The sequence below is a fragment of the Salinibacterium sp. SWN248 genome, from assembly GCF_015864575.1.
Lineage (GTDB): Bacteria > Actinomycetota > Actinomycetes > Actinomycetales > Microbacteriaceae > Rhodoglobus.
This window is the reverse complement of the sequence record NZ_JADYWW010000001.1, coordinates 1,787,206-1,812,926: the sequence shown is the minus strand read 5'-3', so window position 1 is coordinate 1,812,926 and position 25,721 is coordinate 1,787,206. Positions and strand designations below refer to the sequence as shown.

The following is a 25,721-nucleotide window of genomic DNA, read 5'->3' as shown; positions in this document are numbered from 1 at the left end:
GGACAAGCCGCCATCGTCGGCACTAGGGAGAATTGATGACCGACACTCGACAGCTGCGCGCTCGCTATCGTCGTATCCTGCGCTTTGCTGCCCGGTACATGGTCCTCGAGTGGTGGTTCGAACTCGTTCTGCCACGCTTCGGGCTCGAACGGATTGCTGCCCGACGCCGTCTTGCGCGTGCAGCCCATATCGCTCGGAGTTTTCACAGCCTCGCGGTCGACCTCGGCGGGCTCATGATCAAAGTCGGGCAATTCATGTCGTCGCGCCTCGACGTGCTTCCGGGCGAGATCACGCGCGAACTTGAGGGACTGCAGGATGAAGTTCCTGCGGTCGATTTCACACTCATCCGCGAGAGTGTCGAACGAGAACTCGGCATTCCTCTCGAACGTGCCTACGACTACTTCGATGCAACGCCCGTGGCCGCGGCATCCTTCGGTCAAGTGCACCGAGCACGCCTCACTCCCAGCGACGCGATGGATGTCGGTTTCTCCGGTGTCGTAGTCAAGGTGCAGCGACCAGGTATCGCCGACATCATCACCGTCGACCTCGCAGCCCTTCGCCGGGTTGCCCGATGGCTCAGTCGCGTTCGCTTTGTATCTCGGCGCGTCGATCTGCCCGCTCTGCTCGAAGAGTTCGCCGTTATTAGCTTGCGAGAGATTGACTACCTCAATGAGGGCAGCAACGCGGAACGCTTTGCGGAGAACTTCGCTGACGACCCCCGCATTGGCGCTCCCGATGTGGTCTGGGAGCGGTCGACTCGCCGAATTCTGACCCTCGCCGACGCGACCGCCATCAAGATCAACGATCATGCACGGCTTATCGCGGCTGGAATTGATCCTGCCGAAGTTGCCGACGAGTTGTCGCGCGCAATGTTTGAACAACTCTTCATTCATCGCTTCTTCCATGCCGACCCGCATCCGGGAAACATCTTCGTGACGCCGGCAGATCCTGCCCGCGCCGACGTGTCCACCCCGGCATGGACATTGACGTTTATCGACTTCGGGATGATGGGCGAAGTCCCCGAGAACCTCAGTCGCGGTCTTCAACGCCTCATCATTGCCGCAGCCGCGAGAGATGCCCCCGGGCTGGTCGCGAGCGTGCGGGACATGGGAATCCTCTTGCGCACCGCTGAAAGCGCGCCTCTCGAACGCGCCATGGGAGAACTGTTCGACCGCTTCGGCGGAATGGGCTTTAGCGAACTTCAACAGGTCGATCCCCAAGAGTTTCGTGCGTTTGGCAACGAATTCAGCGAAGTCGTACGCACCATGCCGTTTCAATTACCCGAAAATTTTCTGCTCATCATCCGTGCAGTGTCGGTGACGTCTGGCGTCGCCAGCGACCTCAACCCCGGATACAACGTGTGGACCGCGATTGAGCCGTTCGCCGCACGCCTTGCCCGAAACGAAGGCGGCGGAACAGTGAAGGAGCTCGCGAAACAAGCTCTGTCATCCGCTGGCCTCATTCTGCGCCTCCCGCAGCAACTCGAGAGCGTTGCGACCCTCATGCAGCGTGGCCAACTCGCCGTCGAGACGCCAAGCGCCGATAAGCGCCTTCGCGCCATTGAACAGCTAGTTCGTCGTGTGCTCTCTTCTGTTCTTTTCACGGCGCTTCTCATCGGTGGCATTCTGCTGCGCGCCACCGATCCGACGTTCGGCCTGGTGCTGATGATTAGCTCGGCGCTTCCTCTGACCCATGCGCTCTTCGCTGGCGTCTTTACGCGCACCCGACTGTTCTAACGGCGTCGCGCAGGCTGGGAGTCACCCATGAATCTGCGCGATCGGCTATCGTGGACGAGGACTCAGACACACCTACTGTCGTCCGCTCTCGTCTGATCGGATCATCTCTGGTCTCTTGTCAGCATTGTCGCCGGCAATGAGTCGTGCGAATCACGCACTCAGGCTCCTCACTCTTTTTCCCGCCGCGCGACCGCGCAGCACTGTCCGTAGGAGAATCTCATCGCCATTGCTCAAGCACCCAAGTCAAACCGGTACCGTGCAGATCCGTCAGTAATGACGGCACTGCGCACGCCACGCATCCTCACTAGAGAGGTTTTGGCCGGGTTGGTCGTTGCTCTCGCCCTGATCCCTGAAGCAATCTCGTTCTCGATCATCGCCGGAGTCGACCCACGAGTTGGGCTCTTTTCCTCCTTCGTGATGGCTGTCTCCATCGCCTTCCTTGGCGGCCGCCCCGCAATGATTACTGCGGCTACCGGAGCGATTGCTCTCGTGATCGCCCCAGTCGCGCGTGAATACGGCATGGATTACCTCATCGCGACGGTCATCCTCGGCGGTCTGCTGCAAGTCTTCCTCGGCGTGATTGGTGTTGCCAAGCTCATGCGCTTCATCCCGCGCAGCGTAATGCTTGGCTTCGTGAACTCGCTCGCGATCCTGATTTTCATGGCTCAGCTTGAACACCTCATTCACGTGCCGTGGATGGTGTACCCCCTCGTCGGAGCGGGGTTGATCATCATGGTGCTGATGCCACGACTCACAAAGGTGATTCCGGCACCCCTCGTCGCTATCGTGCTCCTGACCGTCATCACAGTCACGATGGCCATTGCAGTCCCCACCGTTGGCGACCAGGGGGAACTTCCCCGTAGCCTCCCGGAGCTCTTCATTCCCAACGTGCCGCTGACCCTGGAGACTCTCCAGATCATCGGACCGTTCGCGATCGCGATGGCTCTCGTGGGACTGCTCGAATCGCTCCTCACCGCCAAGCTGGTCGACGACATCACCGACACCCACTCGCGTAAGACTCGCGAGGCGTGGGGCCAGGGCGTTGCCAACGTGCTCTCCGGTCTCTTCGGTGGCATGGGCGGCTGCGCAATGATCGGCCAGACCATGATCAACGTGAAGGCATCGGGAGCGCGCACCCGCATCTCGACCTTCCTCGCCGGAATCTTTTTGCTCATCCTGGTGGTGGTTTTGGGCGACGTCGTCGCGATCATCCCGATGGCCGCGCTGGTCGCAGTCATGATCATCGTCTCAATCTCGACGTTCAACTGGCACAGCATCCGCTGGTCGACGCTCAAGCGCATGCCGAAGAGCGAAACGACCGTGATGGTCGCAACCGTTGCCGTCGTAGTAGCAACCGAAAACCTTGCAATTGGTGTGCTAGTCGGAGTGATCGTCGCGATGGTTGCCTTTGCACGCCGCGTTGCGCACTTCGCGACAGTTGAGCGCACGCTGCCCGATGACGAGGCTGTGCCGACCGCCTACTACCGTGTCAACGGAGAGCTGTTCTTCGCTTCGAGCAATGACCTCACAACACAGTTCGAATACACCGATGACCCGGACCGCATCATCATCGACATGTCGAACTCCCACATTTGGGACGCATCGACGGTTGCGGCGCTAGACGCGATCACGACGAAATACGAGCGTCTAGAAAAGCGCGTCGTTCTCGTCGGCATGAACGAAGCCAGCCAGTACATGCACGAGCGTCTTGCCGGAAATCTCGGCGGCGAAGGCTAGTCACAGTCCGCTGACGGCACCGTTCGCAGCACAGAACGTTCGCGACAAACAACGTTCGCGACACACAACGAGGGCCCACTACGCAATCGCGTAATGGGCCCTCGTTGTGTGACTCACAGAGTGGAGAGTTAGCTCGCGAGCGGCTCAGCCGACATTGTTGACTTATGCGTGCTCTCAGTGCCGTACGAGGCCGTCACCAAGATGGGCAAGTGGTCGGATACCCCTCGCGCAAGTGTCTCGACGCCCTCGATCGAGAACCCCTGCGATGTGACGAAGTCGAAGTGCCCGCGGAAGAACTTGTAGTTCGTGTACGTGGTGCGATCGCTCAACGAAAGGTCATACCCGGTCTGTTTGACGCGCTGCGTCAGGCCATCTTTGAAGAGAGGGTAGTTGTAATCCCCGACCATCAAGATAGGCGAACCTGACCCGAGGGTGTGAAGCATCTCGTGCGCGGCCTTGATTTGGTTGCGGCGAAGCGAATTGAGTGCGGTGAGCGGTGCCGCGTGGAACGATGCGACGATCATGTCCTCATCAGTGGCGCGATCGACAAGATGGGTGCCGACCAAGCGCTCAGTGGTCGGGGTGAAAATGCGGTCATGCAGAGACTTTTTTAGCTCGAACGACTGGCTAGCGCGATGCTCGTAGCGGTCACGGCGGTAGTAGACGGCAAGGCCAAGCCGATTGTTCTTGGTCGAATCTGCCAAGTGCAATCCCCCAATTTCGTCGGGCAATTGAGACGAAATGACTTCTTGAAGACAGAGAACATCGAGATCAGGAGTCTGGGCGAGCGCATCAAGTTCGATGGCGGCCTTGTGCTTGCGAAGGTTGTAGCTAATTACGCGAATCACGAACCTATTTACCTCTTTCTTAAGAGAGAACCAGCCTATGCGTCATGGTCAGAAAGTTTGCGAGATTGGCGATTGGAGAGCAAACGTACAGGAATCCCCATCATAAGGACTACTGCTCCAACCGCGAGTCCCACTACCGGAACCGTGACGACGAGAACGAGGCACGCGAGTGCCCCAATGACATTGATGACTCGGGGAATGCGGCGTTGCGTCGCAGGTTGAGTAAAGGCTGCGATGTTGGCAACAAAGTAATACAGCAGAACGCCGAAGGACGAAAACGCGATTGCGCCGCGAAGGTCCGACACAAGCACGACGGCGATTACAACCCCGGAGAGCACCAATTCTGCGCGGTGAGGAACCCTGAAACGAGGATGCACGGCATTTAGCCAGCGCGGTAGGTCAGAGTTTCGAGCCATTGCGAGGGCGGTGCGACCAATCCCCGCCATCAATGCCAGCAGTGCGCCCAACGCAGCTACGCCAGCGGTAAGCGAGATCAGGCCCGTGGCCCAACCCCAGCCAGCGGCGACAAGTAGGTCAGCAATCGGCGCTTGAGAGGCAGCGAGGGTTTCAGGGCCGAGGACTGACAACATCGTGATTGCAAGCACCAGATAGAGCCCGGCCGTGATGGCCAAAGCCATCATGATCGCCTGAGGGATGGCGCGGTGTGGATTGGACACTTCTTCGCCGAGTGTCGCGATCCGAGCGTAGCCAGCGAATGCAAAGAAGAGAATGCCGGCTGATTGAAGCACGCCGTACGCATCGATGGGCCCCGAGAGAGAGATCGGTTCGGGTTCCACGAGGGGCGACGCCGCAACGGTTATCAACACACCGACAAGCACTACGAGTACGAAGACGACGATCACCTTTGTGGCTGCTGCAGTGCGTGTGACCCCGAGAAGGTTCACGATCGTGAGAGCCACCACGCCAAGCACAGCGACGGGCTTTTCCCATCCGTCCGGCGCTACGTACGCCGCGAAAACGAGAGCCATGGCGGCACAGCTGGCCGTCTTGCCGACGATAAAGGACCACCCCGCGAAATAGCCCCACCAGGGGCCCAAACGCTCTCGACCGTAGACATAGGTGCCACCCGCGACCGGATACACCGCAGCCAGCTGGGCGCTTGCTGCCGCGTTGCACCACGCGACTATCGCTGCGATGCCTAGGCCGATTAGAAGTCCGGCGCCTGCTGCCTGAGCCGCGGGAACAAACGCCGCAAAGACTCCGGCACCGATCATTGATCCCACACCGATGACCGTCGCATCAGTTGTGGTCAATCGCCGAGCAAGCGTGGCGTTGGTGTTCACGGGTTCACCCTACTCCCGCGATCAACACCGTCAGCTGCACCAAGCGTTTCTCGCAGATGAACGCTCAGTGTCGCCGCGTGAAACAGCGACCGGCACCTCGCTATTCGACGAAGCGGATGCCGTTCGAGAGTCGAGTGCGAACATCAAAGAGTTCGTTGCCGCCCAGCTGGCGCCCGTGGCTCGACTCTGGGCCTGTGCGCAGCAGATGCGCCAGAACGCTCTGACGCACAGCAACGGCAGGTTGACCTTTGACGGTGCCGAGTGATTCTTGGGGCTGGGCGAGCGCATCGTCTGGCACGACGATGACGAAGCAGGTGAAATTGACTTTCAGCTGCCGACTAAGACTTTTGGCGCGCGAGGCAAGTTCGTGCATGGGCTTCTCGGGCTGAACGTCAGGCCCAATGAGTTCGCCGCGGCGCACCTTCACGGGCCCACCAAAGTCTTCTGAGAGCATCGCGTAGAGGCCTGTCGGACCAAGTACCACGTGATCGATTTTGCGCTCAGGGGGGCCGGTGGAGACGTCGTGCCAAATGGTGAACCCAATGCCGAGAGCACTCACGGTGCGGGCGGTTGCTTCTTCGGCGAGGGCGTCGGCGAGGGTTCGGCGAATTTCGCGCGGAGCGCTCCGAACTAGCGCTGGGTCGTAAGGGTTGTCGAGCGAGACACCGCGGCCCGCCCATTCCCGCATACTGGCGAGGAATCGTTCTCGGCGCCATCCTCCAGGGTGACCGTGGGTTCGAGCGCGGGGTCGGGAATCCTCCCGCGGTGGCGCTGACCCGCGTGACGAGAATGACGAAGAACTACCGGAGGCGGAGCGAGCGTGTGAGCCTGCCCCGGCGTCGTAGTGACGTCGCTTCTCGGGCGTTCCGACACGTTCCCACGCATCCTGAACGGCTGCGAACCGTGTGGGGTCTCCCCCAGTATCGGGATGAGTCTCCCGGAGCGCCCGCCGAAATGCCTTCTTCAGTTCAGACTCCGATGCCGACGCCTCAACACCAAGCACCTCGTACGCGCTTGCTGACAGGGGGCTATCGGGCATGAACTCACTTTCGGTGAACCGCACGAATGCGGAAGTGGGGAAACTCCCATGCTACCGACCCTCGCTGGCAACATTCGGAATGTCGTCGGCGCGCGTACAGACTGCGGGCGTAGTTTTGAAACGTGACCGAACTGAGAAACATTCCCCTCACCACTATTGACGGCAACCAGACGACGCTGGCGGATTATCAAGACAAGGTGGTGCTCATCGTCAATGTGGCATCACGGTGTGGCCTTTCGCCCCAGTACGAGCAGTTGGAGCAACTGCAGAAGACGTATGGTGATCGCGGTTTCACTGTCTTGGGCTTCCCCAGTAATCAGTTCTTGCAGGAACTGAGCACGGAAGAAGCGATTGCGGAATACTGCTCCACGACCTGGGGCGTCACGTTCCCCATGTTTGAGAAGGTCAAGCTCAACGGCAAGTCAGCCCACCCGTTGTACGCCGAGCTCAAGAAGACGGCGGATGGTTCAGGCAAAGCTGGTCGAGTCGCGTGGAACTTCGAAAAGTTCCTCGTGACGCCAGGTGATGACGTCACTCGTTTTCGCCCGACGGTGGTTCCGGATGACCCGGCCATCGTTGGTGCCATCGAAGAGGCACTTCCGGCCTAGGGTAGAGAGTTATGGCTACAGAGTTTGTGCATGAGGAAGATGCTGCGCGGTACATCATGAAAGTTGATGGCGTGCTAGTTGCCGTTGCGGACTATCGCACTAACGGATCGTCTATCTCTTTCAACCACACGTATACCCAGCCCGCTCACCGCGGCAAGGGTTACGCGGCCCAGCTTGTGAAGTTTGCGGTTGATGATGTCGAAGTGAATTCGGTGCTGCGCGTGCTGCCCATGTGCTGGTACGTTTCCGATTGGTTCGAAGCTAACCCTCAGCGGGCGGAGCTGCTCACGCGTTAGCCTGCTCGGCAATTCTTGTGAGGTGCCGACGCGGGTGAGGTGCCGGCCGTTGTGAGGTGTTGACGCTCAGAGCGACGGTCTGCTACTTCTGGCGTTGAAGTTGCACCAGCATCTCTGGCCCGTTGTCATCGAGCAGCTTTCCGCCCCAGCGCACCCCAATGATCAGCAGCGTGCTTCCCAGCACGAGTGCGACGGCAAGAGAGACCCAGCCGAGTGACTGGTTGAACGTTGCGAAGCCGATAATGGCGAGCACCATTTCGGGAAGAGCCAAGAGCGCCAATGCGGTCCACGATGCAAACATCGAGAGCATGAGGGTGAATCCCCCGCCGGGGCGGGACTTGAATGGATTGTCTCCGGGAGCTGGCACAGCGAACGCGAATCGCCCGGAAACAAGCGACGACAGTGCCAGACCGGTGATGAAGAGGCCAAGGGAGATGCCGAGCATCCCGGCCAGTCTCTCCCAGCTATCACTGACCCAGACGCTCGCAACCGTGAGGATGATCGTCGTAGGGACGGCAAAGACGCTCACGGCGATCACCCTTCCCCATCGATCGGCGCGGCCGCTCACCCCGGACTGCAAGTGGAGGCTGAAAGCGGTGTTGTCGTACGACACATCCGTGTAGATCGACATGCCCAGAAGCACCGCGACGATGGGGCCGACGAAGAGCAGACCGCTCAAATCGCCGCTTGCTCCGCTATAGAAGAATACGATCGCGGGCACGAGCGGCACGCTGATGAGCGACTGTGCGTAGCGCGGGTCGCGCGCCCAATAGGTGAGTGCCCGAGCTGCCACGGCGCCCGTGGGAGTGCCGGAGAAAACAGCGAACCAGCCGAGTCCGCGTTGAGCGCTGCTGTGGGATGTGGAGGTCGCCGGGCGCTCGAGCGCGCGATCCAGTGCCCAGCGCCACACCGCGGTCGCTGCGATGAGCGTGCCGATGCCGATGAGGGCGTGCAGAGCTGCTGCGCCCGGCCGCCCGAGAGCCAGATCACCAGGAACAGCCCAAATAGCCCCGAACGGCGTCCAGGCCACCACGTCGGCGATGATCGGAAGCACGGTTCGAAGCTCACGAAACAGTGTGGATAGCGCGAGCACCGCCGGGCCGAGCAGCAAGAGCGGAATCAACACGAGCACTGTCTTTGCTTCACGAGCTCGACGCCCCGACGAGATGCGCACAGTGAGGGCAGCGAGCATCCGTGACCCTACGACGCTCGTGAGGGCACCGATTGCCGCACAGAGCAGAGCGACGATCGCGATGAGTGGCGTTTGCCACCACACCAGACTCGTTGCAAGCGCGGCCAGAGTGGTGATGATTCCGGGGACCCCAAGAACTCCGCTCACGGCGAGGGCCAGCAGCAACGTGTTGATGGGAATGGGGAAGGTTGCGAGCCGTGCCGGGTCTACCGTTTCGTCGATGCCCGAACTCAGCAGCGGTAGGAAGGTCCATCCCAGCACCAGAATGGCACCGCCAACAACGCTGACGGTGCGCCCGAGGCTTTCGGGGGCCGTACTGAGGAAGAGGAGGCCCACGACCACGAGGAACAGCATGAACATGCCGTAGACAGTGCCGAGCACCACGGCAACCGCCTGCCACGGACTACGAGTGAGCGAATTGGCAAGGAGCCTGAAGCGCAGCCTTACGAGATGCGCAACCACTCGGGGCCCTTTCCGTGACGGCGCCCGCCGACGAGTTCCACAAAGCGGTCCTCGAGGGTGGATGAGCCGCGTACTTCATCCGTGGTTCCGGATGCCAGCACTCGACCATCGGCGATTACGGCAACATGGTCGCACATGCGCTGAACGAGATCCATGGCGTGGCTGGACACGATGACGGTGCCGCCGGACTCAACGAACCCGTGGAGGATGTCACGGATATTGGCGCCAGACACCGGATCAACGGATTCAAACGGCTCATCGAGCACCAGCAACTGCGGGGCGTGAATCAGAGCACAGGCGAGCGCTATCTTTTTCGTCATGCCGGCGGAGTAATCGACGACGAGAGTGCCACTCACGGCATCGAGGTCGAACAACTCGAGAAGATCAGCAGCGCGTTCGGCGACGACGGCACGGTCCATCCCGCTCAAGAGGCCCGCGTAGGTCACGAGTTGAAGGCCTGTCAAGCGGTCAAAGAGCCGAACACCATCGCTCAGCACGCCGATGCGCCTCTTTGCCTTGACCAGATTGCTCCACACATCAAGACCGTGCACGGAAACAGTGCCGGCATCGGGCCGGAGAAGGCCCGTGGCCATCGAGAGCGTCGTGGTCTTGCCAGCACCGTTGGGACCAACGAGGCCGAAAAAAGATCCACGGGGAACCGTGAGGTCTACAGCGTTGACGGCGAGTTTCTCACCAAAACGTTTGGTAAGTCCGCTGATTTCAAGCGCAGGAACGAGAGTGGGGTTTTCGGGCACGGTACTACCCTAAAACCGATTCGTCCTCAGAGAGGTGTGTGCCGCACAATCTGTGGTGATAACCAGCTACTAGAGTCGATAGGACGCGGCAGTTCTCTCACTCCGCGAGTTCTTCGAAAGGTTGTTATGACGATTACTGCTGCTGCTGACGGATCGGCGCTCGGCAACCCCGGGCCAGCCGGATGGGCGTGGTACGTCGACGACAACACCTGGGCAGCTGGCGGCTGGGATCACGCCACCAACAACCAGGGTGAGCTCATGGCGGTGCTGCAGTTGTTCCGGGCAACGGCGCATGTTGACGATGATCTGCTGATCTTGTGTGACAGCCAGTACGTCATCAACTCGATCACCAAATGGATGCCCGGCTGGAAGAAAAAGGGCTGGCGCAAAGGTGATGGCAAGCCCGTTATGAACGTCGACCTCATCAAGCAGATTGACGACGCCATCACCGGCCGCCGCTACCGCTTCGAATGGGTCCGAGGGCACGTAGGGCATCCGCTCAACGAGGCTGCGGATGTCAGAGCGCGCGGTGCTGCCGAAGCGTTCCAGCGTCGCTCAGTGTGCCCCGCAGGCCCCGGTTACCCCGGAGCCACCGCGAGTGACGCTAGCTTGCCCGGCGCAACCGACGAGATCGCTCCCCTGTTCTAATCCGTCGCGGCTGTGACAGCGTGGCGATCAGCGGCGGTACCGCATGAGCGCGCTGTCGGTACAGCCGGGCTTGGGGCGCCGAGCGCTCGCCTTACTCAGGCGAGAAGAACGCGGCGATCGCTGAACTGAGCGCCAGCGGGTCAGCAACGCCGCACAATTCGCGTGCTGAATGCATCGAGAGCAACGGCAGCCCCACATCAATCGTTCGGATGCCCAACCGGGTTGCCGTAATGGGCCCGATGGTGGAGCCACAGGGCATGTCGTTGTTCGACACGAACTCTTGGTACTCAACGCCAGCCTGACGGCACGCGCGAGCCCACTCCGCAGCGCCGAGCGCATCGGTGGCGTAGCGCTGGTTCGCGTTGATCTTGAGCAGCGGTCCCCCACCAAGACGCGGACGGTTGGCGGGATCGTGACGCTCGGGGTAGTTCGGGTGCGCGGCGTGGCCGGCATCCGACGACAGGCACCAGGAGTCAGCGACGGCACGCATCCGATCCGTTTCGGAACCGCCCAAACCAGCACTGATGCGGGCAATGAGGTCGGCGAGGAACGGCCCGCCAGCACCTGAGCGTGATGCCGAACCAATTTCTTCATGGTCAAACGCGACGAACAGCGGAATGTGATCGAGTTTGGTGTCGAGACCGAGCAGAGCGACGAGACCGGCGTGCACTGACGACAGGTTGTCGAGACGACCGGAGGCGAAGAGCGCACCATCGAGACCAAAGACGGCGGGAGCCGCGGTGTCCGCAACCACAATGTCGTAGCCGTCGATGTCCTCGGCAGAACGATTCTTTGCCTTCGACGACAGGATTGAGGCGAGATGACCGAGCACGTCGGCGTCGTCGCGCTCGCCCAAACCGAACATGGGGTTCATGTGAGCTTGGCGCTTGAGCGTGAGCTTGTCATTGACGCCACGATCGAGGTGAATGGCGAGCTGCGGAAAACGCAGCAACGGACCGGTGCGTACAAGCTCAGTGCTGCCATCGCGGAACGTAACCCGGCCAGCAAACTCAAGCTCGCGGTCAAGCCACGAGTTAAGCAGCGGGCCACCATAGATCTCAACTCCGGCCTGAAGAATCCCCTCCGAGCCTGTGGTGGGCTTTGGCTTGAGCTTGAAGCTTGGTGAATCAGTGTGGGCGCCGAGGATGCGGAACGGCGTCGTGCCGGTAGCCTTCGTCGGCTGAATCCATGCCGCAATCGCACCGTCGCGGATCACGAAGTACTTCGCTGCCTTGCGAGTGCGCGCGCCATTCCAGTCATCAGCCTCGTGCAATTCGCTGAAACCGGCGTCACGCAAGCGGCGCGCAGCCTCCGCTACGGCGTGAAAAGACGACGGTGATGCGGAGACAAAAGAGGCAAGATCGTGGACATGATTCAGGGCAGCAGTCATGGACTCATTCTCGCACTGTTCGCCGTGAGCAACGCCCAGCAGCGCACGAGTGACGGCTAGAACCAGATGCTCAACCACGGCGTCGTCGGTGCGTGGAACACACGCTCCACCACCGCCGCAGCACCCTCAGTCAGCTCATGAACGCGGCCGGCAGCAACCAGCGCTGATGCCGTGACTCCGCCGAGATACAGCGAGCTGAGTTCATTGACCGAGAGGGACACCGAGGCAATATCGGAGGGAAGATCGTCTACCTGACGCACCTGCGGCATCCCGGCGTCATCTGTCGAGAGCACAAAGCGGCCGTGCGCGAAGCCGAGGTCATCGCTGACATCGAATCCGAGCTGGGCGGACGCCGAGTACGTGCGAGCGTTGAGCGAGGCGGGCACATCGAGGATGCGCAACCACAAGTGGTCAATTGGGGACACTCGGGCGGCACGCATGTCGGACAGCAGCCACAGCAACGGTTCATCGATAGAGCGAAGTTCTGCTTTCACCTCACGCACCAGGTCGACCTCCAACACAAAGCGCCACAGCGCCTCATAGGCCTCCGGAGTCTCAGCCAGCAAATAATCGACCGTGAGCTTGTGGTGGGTGAAGTCGGCTCCGCCGCCCTTCACGCGATACACCACGAAGCCTCGGGGCGTTCCGCTCTCGTCGTCGAATCGCACCACACGGGTGTTCTTCGTGTATTCCTCATCGCCGGGCGAAGTGCCGGCGATCTGCTCCCAGCGCAGCGGCCACACGGCGATTTGTCCCGGAGTGGCCAGACGGACACGTTCAAACACCGCAGGCGCTTCGCTGACGAAGACGGAGGGTGCCACGTGCTGCAGAGTGCCACGGCGCTCGTGAGCCACGAGCGAAGCCCGAGTCGTATCGATCGTGAGATCAGCAGCGAAGACGGCTTGACCGAATCCGAAGCGGCCATAGATCGTCGACTCCGACACGGTGAGCATCGCCATCGGCAGACCCATCGCAGCGGCCGAGCGCAGTTCGCCTTCGAGAAGCGAACGAGCGATTCCGCGACGACGATGCGTCGGCGACACCGTGACCGAGCTGATAGCCCACGCAGCAATGCTCGTACCGCCAGGAACCGTCAACTGCTCGGTCCACGAACTGGTGGTTGCGACCGGAACCTCCGGGGCGACCAAGCGGTCATCCCAAACACCGATCGTGCGGCGATACGTTACGCCGGCAAAACTTGAATCGACCTGTTCTTTCGACATCGCCGGGCCGTGAAATCCACGGGAATCGGCTTGAAACCACGCCTCGAACGCAGCCCGATTAGACGTATCGACTAGGTCGTAACGCAATCCGCTTGCAGCGAGGGCAGCAGCCGACGTGGGATCAACAGGGTGGTGCGAAAAGTCGTTGGCCATGTACCAACGGTACCGCGAACTTTACAGAATGAACCATGGCGGATAAACCGCCACCTTCGTCTTAAACGAGGCGCCATCAAGAAGCGACTTCACACGCTCGCGAGCCTTGTCACTGGCAACTCCGACGAGTTGCACATCGTCGAAAGCGAAGGAGCCATGAATGAGAACTTCAGCGTCGTCGGTGAGCTCATCGGCACGCAGGTTGCCGAGCATCCGGGTGATGGCCTTTTCATCAGTTGCGAAGCGCGTCAAGCTTGCTGCGGCGTCGCCATCTGCCAGAACGGCATCCTCGCCGAGAGCGCGAACAGTGCTGACCAAGAACACGAAATCTGTGGGAGTTGCAGTGCGAGCGGCATCTGACCAGCGCGGTTCTGAGGCGCCGGCACGGAGCTCGCGCCACGCGGCGGATTCCGGGACCAAGCTGAACGGAACGTAGCGGTCAACAGGCTCGCCGGTGCTGAGCGATGCTGCGCCGCGGAGCTCGCGAGTGAGGGGCGAACTGATGTCGAGGATTGCATCCTCAATTGAGGCGGCCGCGACGAGCTGACCCTCCCGAAGGATGCTCTCCAAGTTGCTGATGTGCGTGACGTGATACACACGCTGGTCCGACAGCGACGGGACCTTCGCGCTCGACGCGCGAGGAGTTCCGGGAACTCGCTTGGTGCGAGAAGAGGTCGTGGCACGCGTTACCGGCTTGACAGGGACAGCCTTCGGAAAGCAGGAATCGCAGAGACCGTTTTCGAAGCCGTGGATGCACTCAGTGCCAGACATTGGAGCCTTTCTCGGAGTTCAGAAATGACCTCCGTATCCAAGGTACGGCAATTATCGACTGCGTATCGCCGTCTCTGCACGATGAGCGAGCTCGCGCAGCAATGTTTCGTGGCTGGGATCGAAGCGGCGCGGCCCCGTATCGAAGATACACACGGCCCCCACGATGTCGCCGTTGGGGGCTGCTACCGGGTAGCCAGCATAAAACCTGATGCGCGGGCCTTCGATGACCCACGGATGATCGGCAAACCGTTCATCGTTCAGGGTGTCTTCCAAAACGACAAGACCACGATCCGTGAACGCTGCGCTGCAGAACGCGCCAGCTTCATCACGATGCATCGAGCCAACGCCCGATATCGACGTGAACCAGTGGGCGTCTTGATCATGGAAGGTGATGGCGGCGCCGGCGGTGCCGAAGAGCTCGCGCGCCGAATTCATGATTGTTGCCAACGATGTCGACACCGTCTTGCGGGTGAGTACTGAACTCTCGAATGGTGGCGGAGTGACAACCGAACCGGGGCGTTCAGTGGGAGGCACAGCCACGGCAGTGAGAGAACGCGCAACGGCGGGCGCAAGTGCGCGGGCCCAGTGCTCGTAGGTGGGGCTATCGAGCGACACCCGAGTGTTTCCCGCAGATGCCGTGGCGGGAACGAAGGTCGCGCTCGGGCGAGTAGAGCACAACTGCTGACTAATCGCGTTGAGATTGGCGACGTTGTGGTTAACGATGCGCAGCAACGGTGCGGGAAGCGACACGAAGTCATCGAGCGGAGCTACGCCAACGATGAACGTATGCATTGCGCCGCCGCCGCACTCTTCGATCGTGTTCAACAGGTCAGTGACATCCCTTCGCCAAGCGAAAAGGGATCGGAAACGCAGGGCATCTCCCCCGCCGAGCGTGAGCACAAGGGCGTCAAATCGTTCAAGGTTTGCCCATCGGATGACGACACCGGTATCAGCGGCAGACATCGAGGGGTCGGAGACAATGTCGACGCTGCAGCCGCGCTGGGTCAGGGATGACAGTTCTCGAGCGAGATGACCGCCGAGTCCGAGTTGATGCGTGTGCACGCCATAGCCCGATGACTTTCCAGGACCGAGAAGGAGTACGCGGTCAGGATCGGGCCCAATCGCTTCGACGCGGGGGTCATCAGCGGGAAGAGTGAGCGCGCGCCACCGTTGTGGCTTCACCGCAAGCCACAGTTTGACTATTGGCCACGCCAATAGCGCAGCATAGCTACGTAGCAATCAATTCCCCACCCGAACGCCCAGACACGGGCACCCTCAAGGTAACGAGTATAGAGCTGAAAACTATTCAGAACCAGCGAGAATGAGGAAAACTGAAATTATTTGCGTTCTGCTTTGGCGGCGCGCTCTGTCTTGATTCGCGCGTTCTCATTGTTGACGGCGGCGTGAACTGCGCGCTCCTCGACGAGCCACGCAGGCATTTCGACGAGAAGTGCCTTGATTTCATCCGAAGTCATGACGTCGGGTGCTCCGGCGCGGGCGAGCCCCGACGTGGAAACGCCGAGCTTTTGGGCGACAACCTGCCGTGGGTGCGGTCCTTCTGCACGCAACTGCGTGAGCCACTCGGGCGGAGTGGCGAGCAATTCTGCGAACTGTTCGCGACTGATCTCGGAATCGCGGAACTCTTCCGGAGCGGCGGGGAGGTAAATCCCCAGCTTTTTGGCGACGGTTGCGGGCTTCATGGTCTGGACTGGCACCCCCCAAGACTAACCTGAAGACATGTCTTCACCATTCACGGTCGCATTTGTGCTCGGAGCGACTCCCGGTAAGTGGGCTCGCGTCTGGAATGAACGCCTGCCAGAGACGACTCTCGATCTTGTCGCAGCAGAACAAGAGGCTGCGCTCGACATGCTGCGGGCGGGCACAGCTGACGTCGCATTGCTGCGCCTTCCGGTGGACCGTGCTGAGAACAGTGATCGGCCGCTCGCCGCTATTCCGCTCTATACGGAGCGCGCCGTCGTTGTTGTTCCCAAGGGGCATGCCATCGAAGCGCTTGATTCGCTTGCTCTCGCTGAGCTGGAAGCCGAGAACGTTATTCGTGGCGACTGGCGCGATGCGGTCGAGCTCGTCGCTGCCAACGTGGGGGTTGCTGTTCTGCCCCAAGCAGTTGCTCGAGCGTTGACACGAAAAGACGTTGTTGCCCGAATGCTCGACGACGGCCCCGAGTGGCAGGTTGCCGTGGTCTGGCGCGATGGTTCAGTCGACCCGCTCGTGGAAGAGTTCATCGGCATCGTGCGTGGTCGCACGGCGCGCAGCTCGCGCGGGACCGGAACCGCCAACGATGCTGCCGAGGACGCTCCCCCGAGCCGAGCGGCTCAGAAGTCGGGAAGTGGAAATAAAAAGGGCACCGGAGCTCGATCATCGGGACGCACCCACAACGGTAAGGGTGCGTCGAAGCGCCCCGCGCGCGCAAAGAGCTTCCGTCCCCAACCGCGCAAGGGCTAACCGCACAAGGTCCAACGACTATTCGCTGACCGAGCCGCTCAGAATGAATTCTGCGACATCGGGGGCCATGGCGTCGGCCCACGCCCGATAACTTTGACGGCCGTCGATTGCCTCGGGGTCTTCGATGGGTGGCGAGAAGTGCACATAGTGGGCATGCTCGCGGTGTGCCACCAACCGCTCAATTTCTGTGTTGTAGCGCTCGGTCATCAGGTGGATGCGGCGTTGATAGCTATCGGGAAAGCGTGACATCTTGGGCGGCACGCATCCCAAAATGAAGACTCCGACATCGGGTGTGGAGTTCTCTAGTAGAAAATCGACGAGCCGTGCCATGTCGCGTCCCCATGTGCGGGCCGGGGTGAAAGTGAGTGACTCGAAGACGCCGAAGGACAAGACGACCGCTTTCACGTCGGTGAGGTCGCTTACTGCGACCTTTGCTTGCGCCTCGCGTGTTGTCAGCCGAGCACTCGTGACGGTCGCAACCTCGATGCCCTGACCCGTCAGAGCGGCGAGCGAGCGAGCGAGCGATCCCCCGAGGGCAAGTTCGTGAGACGCAACCCCGTATCCCACAACGATTCCGGAGCCGCACAGCAGAACCTTCTGGACGTGGGGTCCGTCGGCGAGGACGGGTGGGCCAGCCTCCGGTTTGGGGAGTCCGCGCCACGAATGAGGAGATGTGTGGACCCAGGCGAGCATGAAGAGTTTCATGACGACGTGTCCAAGGGTGGCGAACATCTCGAACTCCGTTTCGGGCGGTGTCGGAGTGCGCCCGGAGGTTTATCGTGGCGCAATTACCCCGGTGGGTGGGGCGTCTCTAAGTATCCGCACCTTAGCACCGTTGGAGTCCACTGCCTAGATTCTTCAAGGAGTGGTCGCGCTCTCACGCTTAGCGCGTGCTGATGCTCGCGAACTTGCGGATCGCGAGCGGAACGAAAATTGCGAGCATCACGACGATGCCAATCAGCACCGTAAGGACGGGGTGCTGTTGTGACCACACATCGGACTGCACCGCCCCGGCCGGGGTGTTTCCGAACAACTCGCGGGCTGCCTGAACGAGAGCTGAGACAGGGTTTAACTCAGCGAATGTGCGTAGCGGTCCCGGGAGGGTCTCGGCGGGAACAAAGGCGTTGGAGATGAAGGTCAGCGGAAAGAGCACCAAGAACGAGACGTTGTTGATGACCTCGGGACTGCGCACGCTCATTCCGATAAACGCCATCACCCACGAGAGCGCGTAAGCAAAGAGCAAGAGCAGTGCGATCGCAGCGATCGCTTCGAACGGGCTCGAGTTGATGCGCCATCCGACAATCAAACCCGTGGCCATCATGACGATCATCGATATCGAGTTGATGAGAAGGTCACCGTTGGTTCGACCGACCAATACCGCGGAGGGACTCATGGGCAAAGTGCGGAAGCGATCGATGATGCCGTCTTTGAGGTCCTGGGCCATCGCCGACCCCGAATAGGTTGACCCGAACACCACTGTCTGAGCGAAGATGCCGGCCATGATGAACTCGGTGTACGTGCTGCCGGGAATATCGATCACGCCGGCGTAGACGTAGGTGAAGAGCAGCACGAACATAATGGGTTGCAACGTGGTGAAGACCAGAATGTCGGGCACACGCTTGATCTTGATGAGGTTGCGACGGGTGGTGATCCACCCGTCATTCAGCCAGTTCATGACCGATGACGTGGCGGTCGGGCTCGGTGCTGTCGTGGGTGCTGTGGCGGTCATTTCTGTGCCTTCTGTGCTGGTGCTGCATCCGTCGTATCAGCGTCGGTTTCGTCGGCGCTTGCCGTGTGTCCGGTGAGCTTGAGGAACACATCGTCGAGAGTGGGGCGACGCATTCCTGCGTCGTAGAGCTGGATGCCGCGGCTCGCGAACTCCGTGAGAATCAACTGCAGCGCGGCGGGAGCATCTTCCGCGTTGACGGTCAGGCCGCGGCCGTCGAGACTCACGGCAGGTTCGGTGCTGCCGAAACGAGTGAGGATCTCGTGGGCGGCGGTCGCGTCATCCCGCGACACGAGGCTCACTTCAACTCGCTGACCGCCGATGGATGCTTTGAGCTCATCTGAGGTGCCCTGGGCAATGACCTTGCCGTCGTCGATGACAGAAATGCTGTCGGCGAGTTGGTCTGCTTCTTCAAGGTATTGGGTGGTGAGGAGCACAGTGGTGCCCTCCCCCACGAGCGTTGTAATGACGTCCCACATGCCAATGCGGCTGCGCGGGTCGAGACCGGTGGTTGGCTCGTCGAGAAAGAGGACCGGTGGGCGCATAACAAGGGCACCGGCGAGGTCAATGCGGCGACGCATGCCGCCGGAGAACCCTTTGACGGGACGGTTTTGGGCTTCGGTGAGGTCGAAGAGGTTAATAAGTTCGCGTGCTCGCTCGCGAGATTGCTTAGCGCCGAGGTGGTAAAGCCGGCCGACCATGTCGAGATTCTCGAAGCCAGTGAGGTTCTCATCGACGGCGGCATATTGGCCGGAGACGCCAATCATGGGGCGGATGCGCTCGGGGGAAGCGATGACATCGACACCGTCGATGGTCGCTGAACCTGAATCGGGGCGGATGAGTGTCGTCAGCACTTTCACGGTGGTCGTCTTGCCCGCACCATTCGGACCAAGCAGAGCCGTTACCGTGCCCTGAGGAACCTCCAAGTTGAGGCCGTCGAGGGCATGCACCGGGGCTGCGCCCTTAGGCGTATACGTCTTCTTGAGATCTACTGCTTCGATATAACTCACGGGGTAACGCTAGAACATGCCGGCGACATCGCAAAGACACGCCGATGGATGTCGTACGCAATTGACAGACTCGAACATATGTTCGAATATGAACAGGTGTCCCCTGTATCCGTCTCCGCCACTTCAGCGACCGCTGAAGAGTTTTCGGCTGGGCGAGAAGCCCGTGTCGGGAGCACACTCACGGCGGCGGAACGCGTCGCTGAATTGCAGTCCCGCATCAGCCAGATGCAGTCCCGCACGCTGAGCTCAACGCTCATTCCCACGCATCCCGCTATTGCGTCGTTACTACCTGGCGGCGGTTTGCAGCGGGGCAGCGTCTACTCGGTCGATAGTTCGGCGATGCTCATCATGACACTCTTAGCCGCTCCCTCCGCAGCAGGGTCGTGGTGTGCTGTCGTGGGGATTCCCGAGTTCGGGATCGAAGCTGCTCAACGATTCGGGGTCGATCTTGAACGACTCGTACTGGTGCCGCATCCGGGTGACCAGTGGCTGGCGGTGACAGCAGCGATTGCTGACGTTGTGGAGGTCGTCGTCGCGCGCCCGCCGGCACGGGCATCCGATTCTGCGGTGGCCAGGTTGGCTTCGCGGCTCAGGCAACGCAAATCAACGCTGCTCATGGTGGGGTCGTGGCCGCAGAGTGAGGCGATGGTGTCATTGGGCGAGAGCCAGTGGCACGGTATTGGCAACGGTCATGGGCATTTGGCTGCGCGTGAAGTGACGGTCACGGTGACGAGCAAGAATGCGGGGCGACCACGCAGCGCACGCATCTGGCTACCTGATGCTTCGGAACAAATTCGTGCTTATGGTGCGCCGGAGATGGCTCCTGCGCCGCTGACGCTTTTGCCGCAGCAGGTCTCGGCATGAATGCCGGGTCTGGGGCGTTGCCTGAGCCACTCCCCCGAGTTCTGGTCCTCTGGGCTCCGGATTGGCCCGTGGTTGCTGCGCGACAACAGGAGAAGTTGCCAGCGGATGCCCCGCTCGTCCTCATCGAGAATGGGCTTGTCTTTGCGGCGGCAGCATCTGCTCGCGCCGAGGGCATCACTCGCGGGTTGCGGCTGCGAGAAGCCCAGTCGCGGTTTCCGGGAATCATCGACCGCCCCTACGATCCGGCTCTCGACAGTCGAGCGTTCGAACCAGTGCTTGCCGGGGTCGAAGAGCTGATTCCGGGAGTGCAGGTGTTGCGACCAGGCATGTGTGCCGTTCGCGTGCGGGGTGCTGCCCAGTATTACGGCGGAGAGAAAGCCGCGGCGTTGACTGTTGTCGATCGGGTAAATGAGATTGCGGTATCCGATGCACGGGTAGGCATCGCTGACGCCCTTTTTACTGCGGTTCACGCTGCGCGCAGCACCATTACCGCAGACCCGCGTTCGCGAGGAGGGCGAGTGCGTTTGGTGCCCGCTGGCGGCTCTGCCGAATTTTTGGCGCCACTCCCGATTGCGGTATTAGAAGAGCCACCCATCGTGACGCTGTTGATGAAACTCGGCATCTCAACACTGGGTGAGTTTGCGAACCTCGATCGCTTCGACGTTCGCTCTCGTTTTGGGGAACTCGGCGGTCGACTGCACGCTCTTGCCAGCGGCCGGGATCCGCAGGCTTTTATCGCACGTACTCCCCCACTCGACCTTGACGTCGTGATCGACTTTGAACCTGCCCTTGATCGCGTAGATCAGGTCGCCTTCGGTATTCGCAGTCGCGCCGACGATTTTGTAGCGGGCCTTGTCCGGGCTCGACTGGTGGCGACCGCGATTCGAATCGAACTTGATTCAGAGTCGGGTGAGGTCGCCGAGCGGGTGTGGTTGCATCCGCGGTCGTTCAGCGCCAGCGATGTTGTTGACCGTGTGCGCTGGCAAGTGCAAGGGTCCAATCTCATCGAAGCCGGGCTCAGCTCGGGCATTAGCCGGGTGCGCATCGTGCCCGAAACAGTGGATGAGATCGGCAATCATGAGACGGGGCTGTGGGGGTCGGGGCTAGAGCCGCGCATCCATCACGGACTTTCTCGAGTGCAGAGCATGCTCGGTCACGGTGGTGTTCTTGTGCCCACGATTGAGGGTGGGCGCACTCTGCAATCGCGTCAACGGCTCACCGCGTGGGGCGACCGCAGCGTCACCGAACGATCACCACAACGACCGTGGCCCGGCGTCTTACCTGCTCCACTGCCGGGAACAGTCTTCTCCACCCGTCATGCCGTGCACGTGTTTGCCGAAGATGGCACCACCGTGTCGGTGGATGAGCGTGGCCACGTTGCTGCACCGCCCGCCCAATTTGCCACCAGCGATTCGCGTTCCCGCACCCTCACGGCGTGGGCGGGGCCGTGGCCGCTCGCTGAGCGCTGGTGGGAGGCTGATTCTCCTGGTCGTTCGTGGCGTTTTCAAGCTGTTGACGACACCGGCTGTGCGTGGCTGCTTGTGCTCGATGACGGCGGTTGGTGGGCTGAAGCGAGGTATGACTGATGGCATGGTCTAATCCACCCATACCGTGGCGGCAGCTTGAACGCACGCTGTCCGGTTTTGGCACCGTCACGCCGATTGGTGAAGCCGGTGATGGTCGCGCTATGTCGCTGGTCTCCAGCAAACGCGCTCCCTACATCGCTCCCAGCGCGCCGCCGACCACCGACGAGGCAGCCGCGGCGAGCCCGGACGCCACCACCGTGCCGTATGCAGAGTTGCATGCCCACTCAAGTTTCAGCTTTCTCGATGGCGCGAGTATGCCCGAGAAGCTCGCAGAAGAAGCAGCGCGGCTAGGGCTGAGTGCTCTGGCTCTCACCGACCACGATGGGCTCTATGGAATTGTGCGCATGGCCGAGGCTGCCGCTGAATTGGGGTTGCGCACTCTGTTTGGCGCCGAGCTCTCGCTCGGGCTCAGCGGGCCCCAAAACGGTGTAGCTGATCCCGAAGGCGATCATCTTCTCGTGCTTGCCCGAAAAGAAGAGGGCTACCACCGTCTTGCCTTGGCCATTACGCGAGCTCAATTGGCCGGCGGCGAAAAGGGGCGACCTCGCTATGATCTCGACGAACTCGCCGAGCTGGCATCCGGGCATTGGTTTGTGCTCACGGGATGTCGCAAGGGAGCGGTTCGTCGTGCGCTCAGCGGCCCCGAGGGTAATGGCGCTCCTACGACGGCATCCATGCTCGCGGCAGGAGCGGAGCTTGATCGGCTGAGTGAGCTATTCGGGCCGGCGGCGGTGATCGTTGAACTCTTCGACCACGGTTACCCGCTCGACTCCGCTCTCAACGATGCTCTTGTCGTGCTCGCGGCCGAACGCGGCTTGAGGGTCGTTGCAACGTCAAACGCTCACTACGCGACTCCTCGCCAGCATCACTTGCACTCGGCAATCTCGGCAGTGCGGGCTCGTCGCAGTCTCGACGAAATGGATGGCTGGCTTCCGGCTGCAGGCACAGCCCATCTGAGGTCGGGAGCTGAGATGGCTGCTCTTTTTGCACGTTATCCCGGAGCAGTAGCGACGACAGTGGAGATCGCAGACGAGGCAGCATTCGAACTTCGGCAGGCGAAGCCGGCACTTCCCGACCAGGAAGTGCCCGAAGGGCACACGCCCGCGAGCTGGTTGCGCGAGTTGACGTGGGCCGGAGTAAAAGACCGCTCTATTGAATTGTCGGAAGCTAACCGGGCACGCATTCAGCGGGAACTTGATGTCATCGAAGAGAAAAACTTCGCCGGCTATTTTCTGATCGTGCACGACATTGTCGCCTTTGCGCGCGGGCGCGGCATCCTGTGCCAGGGGCGCGGTTCGGCCGCCAGCTCTGTGGTCTGTTATCTGCTCAAGATCACGGCGGTTGATCCTTTGCGCTACAAGCTCCCGTTCGAGCGCTTCATTTCAGCGATGCGAGAAGAGGAACCAGACATCGATGTCGACTTCGACTCCGAGCGTCGTGAAGAAGTGATCCAGTACGTGTTCGAACGGTATGGGCGCGAGAATGCGGCGCAGGTCGCGAACGTGATTCAGTACCGTCCCCGGTTTGCGGTGCGCGATATGGCGAAAGCCCTCGGGCACAGCCCAGGGCAGCAAGATGCGTGGTCGAAGCAGATGGAGCGCTGGGGCTCCGACGTTTCGGGAGTTGACCATGACATCCCCGATTCGGTGTTGGAGCTTGCCCAGCAGGTGATGAAGTTTCCCCGGCACCTCGGCATCCACTCGGGCGGCATGGTGCTCACGCAGCGGCCGGTCGGCGAGGTCGTGCCGATTGAGCACGCGCGCAAAGATAAACGCACCGTGGTGCAGTGGGACAAAGACGACTGTGCGTGGATGGGGCTGGTCAAGTTCGACCTGCTGGGTCTCGGCATCCTGTCGGCGATGCAATACAGTTTCGATCTCGTTGACGAGGCGCTGGGCGAACGATGGGATCTTGCGACTATCCCCGCTGAAGAGCAGGGCGTTTACGACCAACTGTGTCGAGCGGATGCCATTGGTGTCTTCCAGGTCGAGAGCCGCGCTCAGATGGGGCTGCTGCCGCGTCTTCAACCGCGCGAGTTTTACCATCTTGTTGTCGAGATTGCGCTCGTGCGCCCCGGCCCGATTCAGGGTGGTGCTGTGCATCCCTATGTTCGTCGCAAGATGGGCGCCGAACCGATCACCTACCTGCACCCCAACTTGAAAGAGCCGCTCGAACGCACTCTTGGCGTTCCGATTTTTCAAGAGCAGCTGATGCAAATTGCGGTCGCAGTTGGCGGATGCTCGGCTGACGATGCCGATCTGCTCCGGCGGGCAATGGGGTCGAAACGTGGGATTGAACGCATCGACAAGCTGCGCACCAAGCTCTATGCGGGAATGGCAAGCAACGGCATCATCGACGCGGATGCCGACCGTATCTACGAAAGCATCCAGGCCTTTGCCGGGTTTGGCTTTGCCGAGAGCCACGCTTTGAGCTTTGGGCTTCTCGTGTACGCGAGTGCCTGGGTGCGGCTCCACTACCCCGCTGCGTTCTTGGCTGCTCTGCTGCGGGCGCAACCAATGGGTTTCTATTCGCCGCAATCTTTGGTGGCGGATGCCCGCCGTCACGGTGTGGTCGTGTTGGGCCCTGACCTCCAGCGCTCGGGTGTTTTTGCCGGATTGGAAGCGTTGGGTGACGGGGTCGAGGCGACAGGAAGCGACCGCTGCCTCGATGCAGAACAACCTCCCGTTGGACCATTCGACCGTTCAGCGCCCTTCGATACCGACGACCACCGCCGTGACGGAGCATTTGCGGTCCGTCTGGGATTTGACGAAGTAAAGGGTGTCGGAACGGCGATTGCGGAGAAAATTGTGGCCGCACGGGAGTCCGGCGAGTTTGTGTCGATGAATGATCTGGTGCGGCGGGTTGGTCTCACGACGAAACAATTGGAGGCCTTGGCAGCGGCGGGAGCTTTCGACTCTCTCGAGCTCACTCGTCGTGAAGCAATGTGGAATGCGGGTAGCGCGGCACAGGATCGCGAGGAGTATCTTCCCCACAGCATGGTCACCGTTCAGCCGCCACTTTTTTCGATGTCGAGCCCGGTGGATGATCTGATGGCCGACCTCTGGTCTACGGGGATTTCGCCGGCAAGCCATCCGGTTGCCCATCTGAGGTCGGCCCTGAGCGCGCGAGGAATCCTGAGCGCAACCGACCTGATGACCGCTGAATCCGGGCGTCGTATCGAAATTGGCGGTGTTGTCACTCATCGCCAACGTCCCGCAACGGCCAGCGGAATCACGTTCATGAACATCGAAGATGAGACCGGCCTGATCAATGTTATTTGCAGTGTTGGAGTCTGGGGGCGCTACCGTCGAGTGGCTCGTGACAGCGCAGCGCTCATCGTTCGTGGCGTTCTTGAACGCTCCGTTGACGGTGTGATTAATGTTGTCGCAGACCGTTTTGAACCGCTTTCGGGGCTCCCCCACACCCGATCACGAGATTTCCACTGATGACGACTTCATTACCGTTATGTGACTTTTTCGAAATAGATGACACATGCAGGGCTTTCCTGATATAGCCTTAGGCCATCGTTCATGTTCTAGACAAAGGCATGAATGAGGCCTCGACTGTCGGGGCCTGAGGAACGCTCCTGGAGGAGTTTTAAATGGCACTAGGTACCGTCAAGTGGTTCAACGCAGAAAAGGGCTTTGGCTTCATCGCCCCCGAGGACGGAAGTCCTGATGTGTTCGCCCACTACTCGGCCATCGCAACAAATGGCTACAAGTCGCTCGACGAGAACCAAAAGGTTGAGTTTGACATCACACAGGGACCCAAGGGTCCCCAGGCGGAGAACATCCGCCCCCTCTGATCTTGATAGTTCAGTAATGAGAACGCCCCCGGTCCTATACCGGGGGCGTTTTCTTGTTAACAGACGGATGCACGACTAACCACACGCGCAGCACCCGGCGGTCTT

23 protein-coding genes are annotated in these 25,721 nt (G+C 60.7%); 10 read left to right on the top strand and 13 right to left on the bottom strand.

The window, feature by feature from the left end; all coding sequences use genetic code 11:
• Nucleotides 1-35 precede the first annotated feature (35 nt).
• Nucleotides 36-1,736: an AarF/ABC1/UbiB kinase family protein gene (locus tag I6E73_RS08635; protein ID WP_197124608.1), complete on the top strand. Its 1,701-nt coding sequence runs from the start codon at nt 36-38 to the stop codon at nt 1,734-1,736.
• Between the two features lie 273 nt (nt 1,737-2,009).
• The gene (locus I6E73_RS08630) at nt 2,010-3,473 is read left to right on the top strand and encodes a SulP family inorganic anion transporter (RefSeq protein ID WP_197124605.1); all 1,464 of its coding nucleotides are present in this window, start codon (nt 2,010-2,012) and stop codon (nt 3,471-3,473) included.
• Between the two features lie 128 nt (nt 3,474-3,601).
• On the opposite strand, the gene I6E73_RS08625 is transcribed toward I6E73_RS08630, so the two are convergent.
• The 3 genes from I6E73_RS08625 to I6E73_RS08615 all read right to left on the bottom strand — a co-directional run bounded on the left by I6E73_RS08625 (nt 3,602) and on the right by I6E73_RS08615 (nt 6,664).
• Nucleotides 3,602-4,318: an endonuclease/exonuclease/phosphatase family protein gene (locus tag I6E73_RS08625; RefSeq protein WP_197107114.1), complete on the bottom strand. Its 717-nt coding sequence runs from the start codon at nt 4,316-4,318 to the stop codon at nt 3,602-3,604.
• Nucleotides 4,319-4,356: 38 nt separating this feature from the next.
• Nucleotides 4,357-5,625 (bottom strand): APC family permease, encoded by a 1,269-nt coding sequence (locus tag I6E73_RS08620; RefSeq protein ID WP_197124603.1) that lies wholly within the window; start codon nt 5,623-5,625, stop codon nt 4,357-4,359.
• A gap of 100 nt (nt 5,626-5,725) precedes the next feature.
• Nucleotides 5,726-6,664, bottom strand: a complete 939-nt coding sequence (locus tag I6E73_RS08615; RefSeq protein WP_197124601.1) for a DnaJ domain-containing protein — start codon at nt 6,662-6,664, stop codon at nt 5,726-5,728.
• Nucleotides 6,665-6,786: 122 nt separating this feature from the next.
• On the opposite strand from I6E73_RS08615, the gene I6E73_RS08610 reads away from it, so the two are divergent.
• Nucleotides 6,787-7,272 carry a glutathione peroxidase gene (locus I6E73_RS08610; protein WP_307784261.1) on the top strand — a complete coding sequence of 162 codons (486 nt, stop codon included), beginning with the start codon at nt 6,787-6,789 and terminating at the stop codon, nt 7,270-7,272.
• Nucleotides 7,273-7,283: 11 nt separating this feature from the next.
• Nucleotides 7,284-7,568 carry a GNAT family N-acetyltransferase gene (locus I6E73_RS08605; protein ID WP_197124593.1) on the top strand — a complete coding sequence of 95 codons (285 nt, stop codon included), beginning with the start codon at nt 7,284-7,286 and terminating at the stop codon, nt 7,566-7,568.
• An 82-nt stretch (nt 7,569-7,650) separates the two neighbouring features.
• Here the strand turns inward: I6E73_RS08605 and I6E73_RS08600 are convergent, their stop codons facing one another.
• Nucleotides 7,651-9,222 carry a transporter gene (locus tag I6E73_RS08600; protein ID WP_197124591.1) on the bottom strand — a complete coding sequence of 524 codons (1,572 nt, stop codon included), beginning with the start codon at nt 9,220-9,222 and terminating at the stop codon, nt 7,651-7,653.
• The gene (locus tag I6E73_RS08595; RefSeq protein WP_197124589.1) at nt 9,204-9,977 is read right to left on the bottom strand and encodes an ABC transporter ATP-binding protein; all 774 of its coding nucleotides are present in this window, start codon (nt 9,975-9,977) and stop codon (nt 9,204-9,206) included. The genes I6E73_RS08600 and I6E73_RS08595 overlap by 19 nt, the downstream gene beginning before the upstream one ends.
• Before the next feature lie 126 nt (nt 9,978-10,103).
• Here I6E73_RS08595 and I6E73_RS08590 point away from each other — a divergent pair, with 126 nt between their 5' ends.
• On the top strand, nt 10,104-10,625 hold the full coding sequence (locus tag I6E73_RS08590) for an RNase H family protein (RefSeq protein WP_197124587.1): 522 nt from the start codon (nt 10,104-10,106) through the stop codon (nt 10,623-10,625).
• Nucleotides 10,626-10,716: 91 nt separating this feature from the next.
• Here the strand turns inward: I6E73_RS08590 and I6E73_RS08585 are convergent, their stop codons facing one another.
• The 5 genes from I6E73_RS08585 to I6E73_RS08565 all read right to left on the bottom strand — a co-directional run bounded on the left by I6E73_RS08585 (nt 10,717) and on the right by I6E73_RS08565 (nt 15,862).
• Nucleotides 10,717-12,015: a M18 family aminopeptidase gene (locus I6E73_RS08585; protein WP_197124584.1), complete on the bottom strand. Its 1,299-nt coding sequence runs from the start codon at nt 12,013-12,015 to the stop codon at nt 10,717-10,719.
• A 56-nt stretch (nt 12,016-12,071) separates the two neighbouring features.
• Nucleotides 12,072-13,391: a GNAT family N-acetyltransferase gene (locus I6E73_RS08580; RefSeq protein WP_197124582.1), complete on the bottom strand. Its 1,320-nt coding sequence runs from the start codon at nt 13,389-13,391 to the stop codon at nt 12,072-12,074.
• Nucleotides 13,392-13,412: 21 nt separating this feature from the next.
• Nucleotides 13,413-14,162 carry a DarT ssDNA thymidine ADP-ribosyltransferase family protein gene (locus tag I6E73_RS08575; protein ID WP_231599698.1) on the bottom strand — a complete coding sequence of 250 codons (750 nt, stop codon included), beginning with the start codon at nt 14,160-14,162 and terminating at the stop codon, nt 13,413-13,415.
• A 51-nt stretch (nt 14,163-14,213) separates the two neighbouring features.
• Nucleotides 14,214-15,377, bottom strand: coding sequence for a GAF domain-containing protein (locus tag I6E73_RS08570; RefSeq protein ID WP_231600601.1), 1,164 nt, complete (start codon nt 15,375-15,377; stop codon nt 14,214-14,216).
• 122 nt (nt 15,378-15,499) lie between these two features.
• Nucleotides 15,500-15,862, bottom strand: a complete 363-nt coding sequence (locus tag I6E73_RS08565; protein WP_197107118.1) for a DUF5997 family protein — start codon at nt 15,860-15,862, stop codon at nt 15,500-15,502.
• Nucleotides 15,863-15,899: 37 nt separating this feature from the next.
• On the opposite strand from I6E73_RS08565, the gene I6E73_RS08560 reads away from it, so the two are divergent.
• Complete coding sequence (locus I6E73_RS08560; RefSeq protein WP_197109953.1) at nt 15,900-16,625, top strand: LysR family transcriptional regulator substrate-binding protein; 726 nt, start codon at nt 15,900-15,902, stop codon at nt 16,623-16,625.
• 18 nt (nt 16,626-16,643) lie between these two features.
• Here I6E73_RS08560 and I6E73_RS08555 read toward each other — a convergent pair whose 3' ends face one another.
• From I6E73_RS08555 to I6E73_RS08545, 3 genes are all read right to left on the bottom strand, one after another.
• Nucleotides 16,644-17,357, bottom strand: coding sequence for a GDSL-type esterase/lipase family protein (locus I6E73_RS08555; protein WP_197105610.1), 714 nt, complete (start codon nt 17,355-17,357; stop codon nt 16,644-16,646).
• A gap of 151 nt (nt 17,358-17,508) precedes the next feature.
• Nucleotides 17,509-18,354: an ABC transporter permease gene (locus I6E73_RS08550; RefSeq protein WP_197109952.1), complete on the bottom strand. Its 846-nt coding sequence runs from the start codon at nt 18,352-18,354 to the stop codon at nt 17,509-17,511.
• Nucleotides 18,351-19,361: an ATP-binding cassette domain-containing protein gene (locus I6E73_RS08545; protein ID WP_197124580.1), complete on the bottom strand. Its 1,011-nt coding sequence runs from the start codon at nt 19,359-19,361 to the stop codon at nt 18,351-18,353. Before I6E73_RS08545 ends, I6E73_RS08550 begins: the two co-directional genes overlap by 4 nt.
• A 78-nt stretch (nt 19,362-19,439) precedes the next feature.
• On the opposite strand from I6E73_RS08545, the gene I6E73_RS08540 reads away from it, so the two are divergent.
• From I6E73_RS08540 to I6E73_RS08525, 4 genes are all read left to right on the top strand, one after another.
• The gene (locus I6E73_RS08540) at nt 19,440-20,225 is read left to right on the top strand and encodes a hypothetical protein (RefSeq protein ID WP_231600600.1); all 786 of its coding nucleotides are present in this window, start codon (nt 19,440-19,442) and stop codon (nt 20,223-20,225) included.
• Complete coding sequence (locus I6E73_RS08535; protein WP_197124568.1) at nt 20,222-21,811, top strand: DNA polymerase Y family protein; 1,590 nt, start codon at nt 20,222-20,224, stop codon at nt 21,809-21,811. The genes I6E73_RS08540 and I6E73_RS08535 overlap by 4 nt, the downstream gene beginning before the upstream one ends.
• Nucleotides 21,811-25,257, top strand: coding sequence for an error-prone DNA polymerase (locus I6E73_RS08530; RefSeq protein ID WP_197124566.1), 3,447 nt, complete (start codon nt 21,811-21,813; stop codon nt 25,255-25,257). The genes I6E73_RS08535 and I6E73_RS08530 overlap by 1 nt, the downstream gene beginning before the upstream one ends.
• A gap of 155 nt (nt 25,258-25,412) precedes the next feature.
• The gene (locus tag I6E73_RS08525) at nt 25,413-25,616 is read left to right on the top strand and encodes a cold-shock protein (protein ID WP_100389010.1); all 204 of its coding nucleotides are present in this window, start codon (nt 25,413-25,415) and stop codon (nt 25,614-25,616) included.
• Nucleotides 25,617-25,721 lie beyond the last annotated feature (105 nt).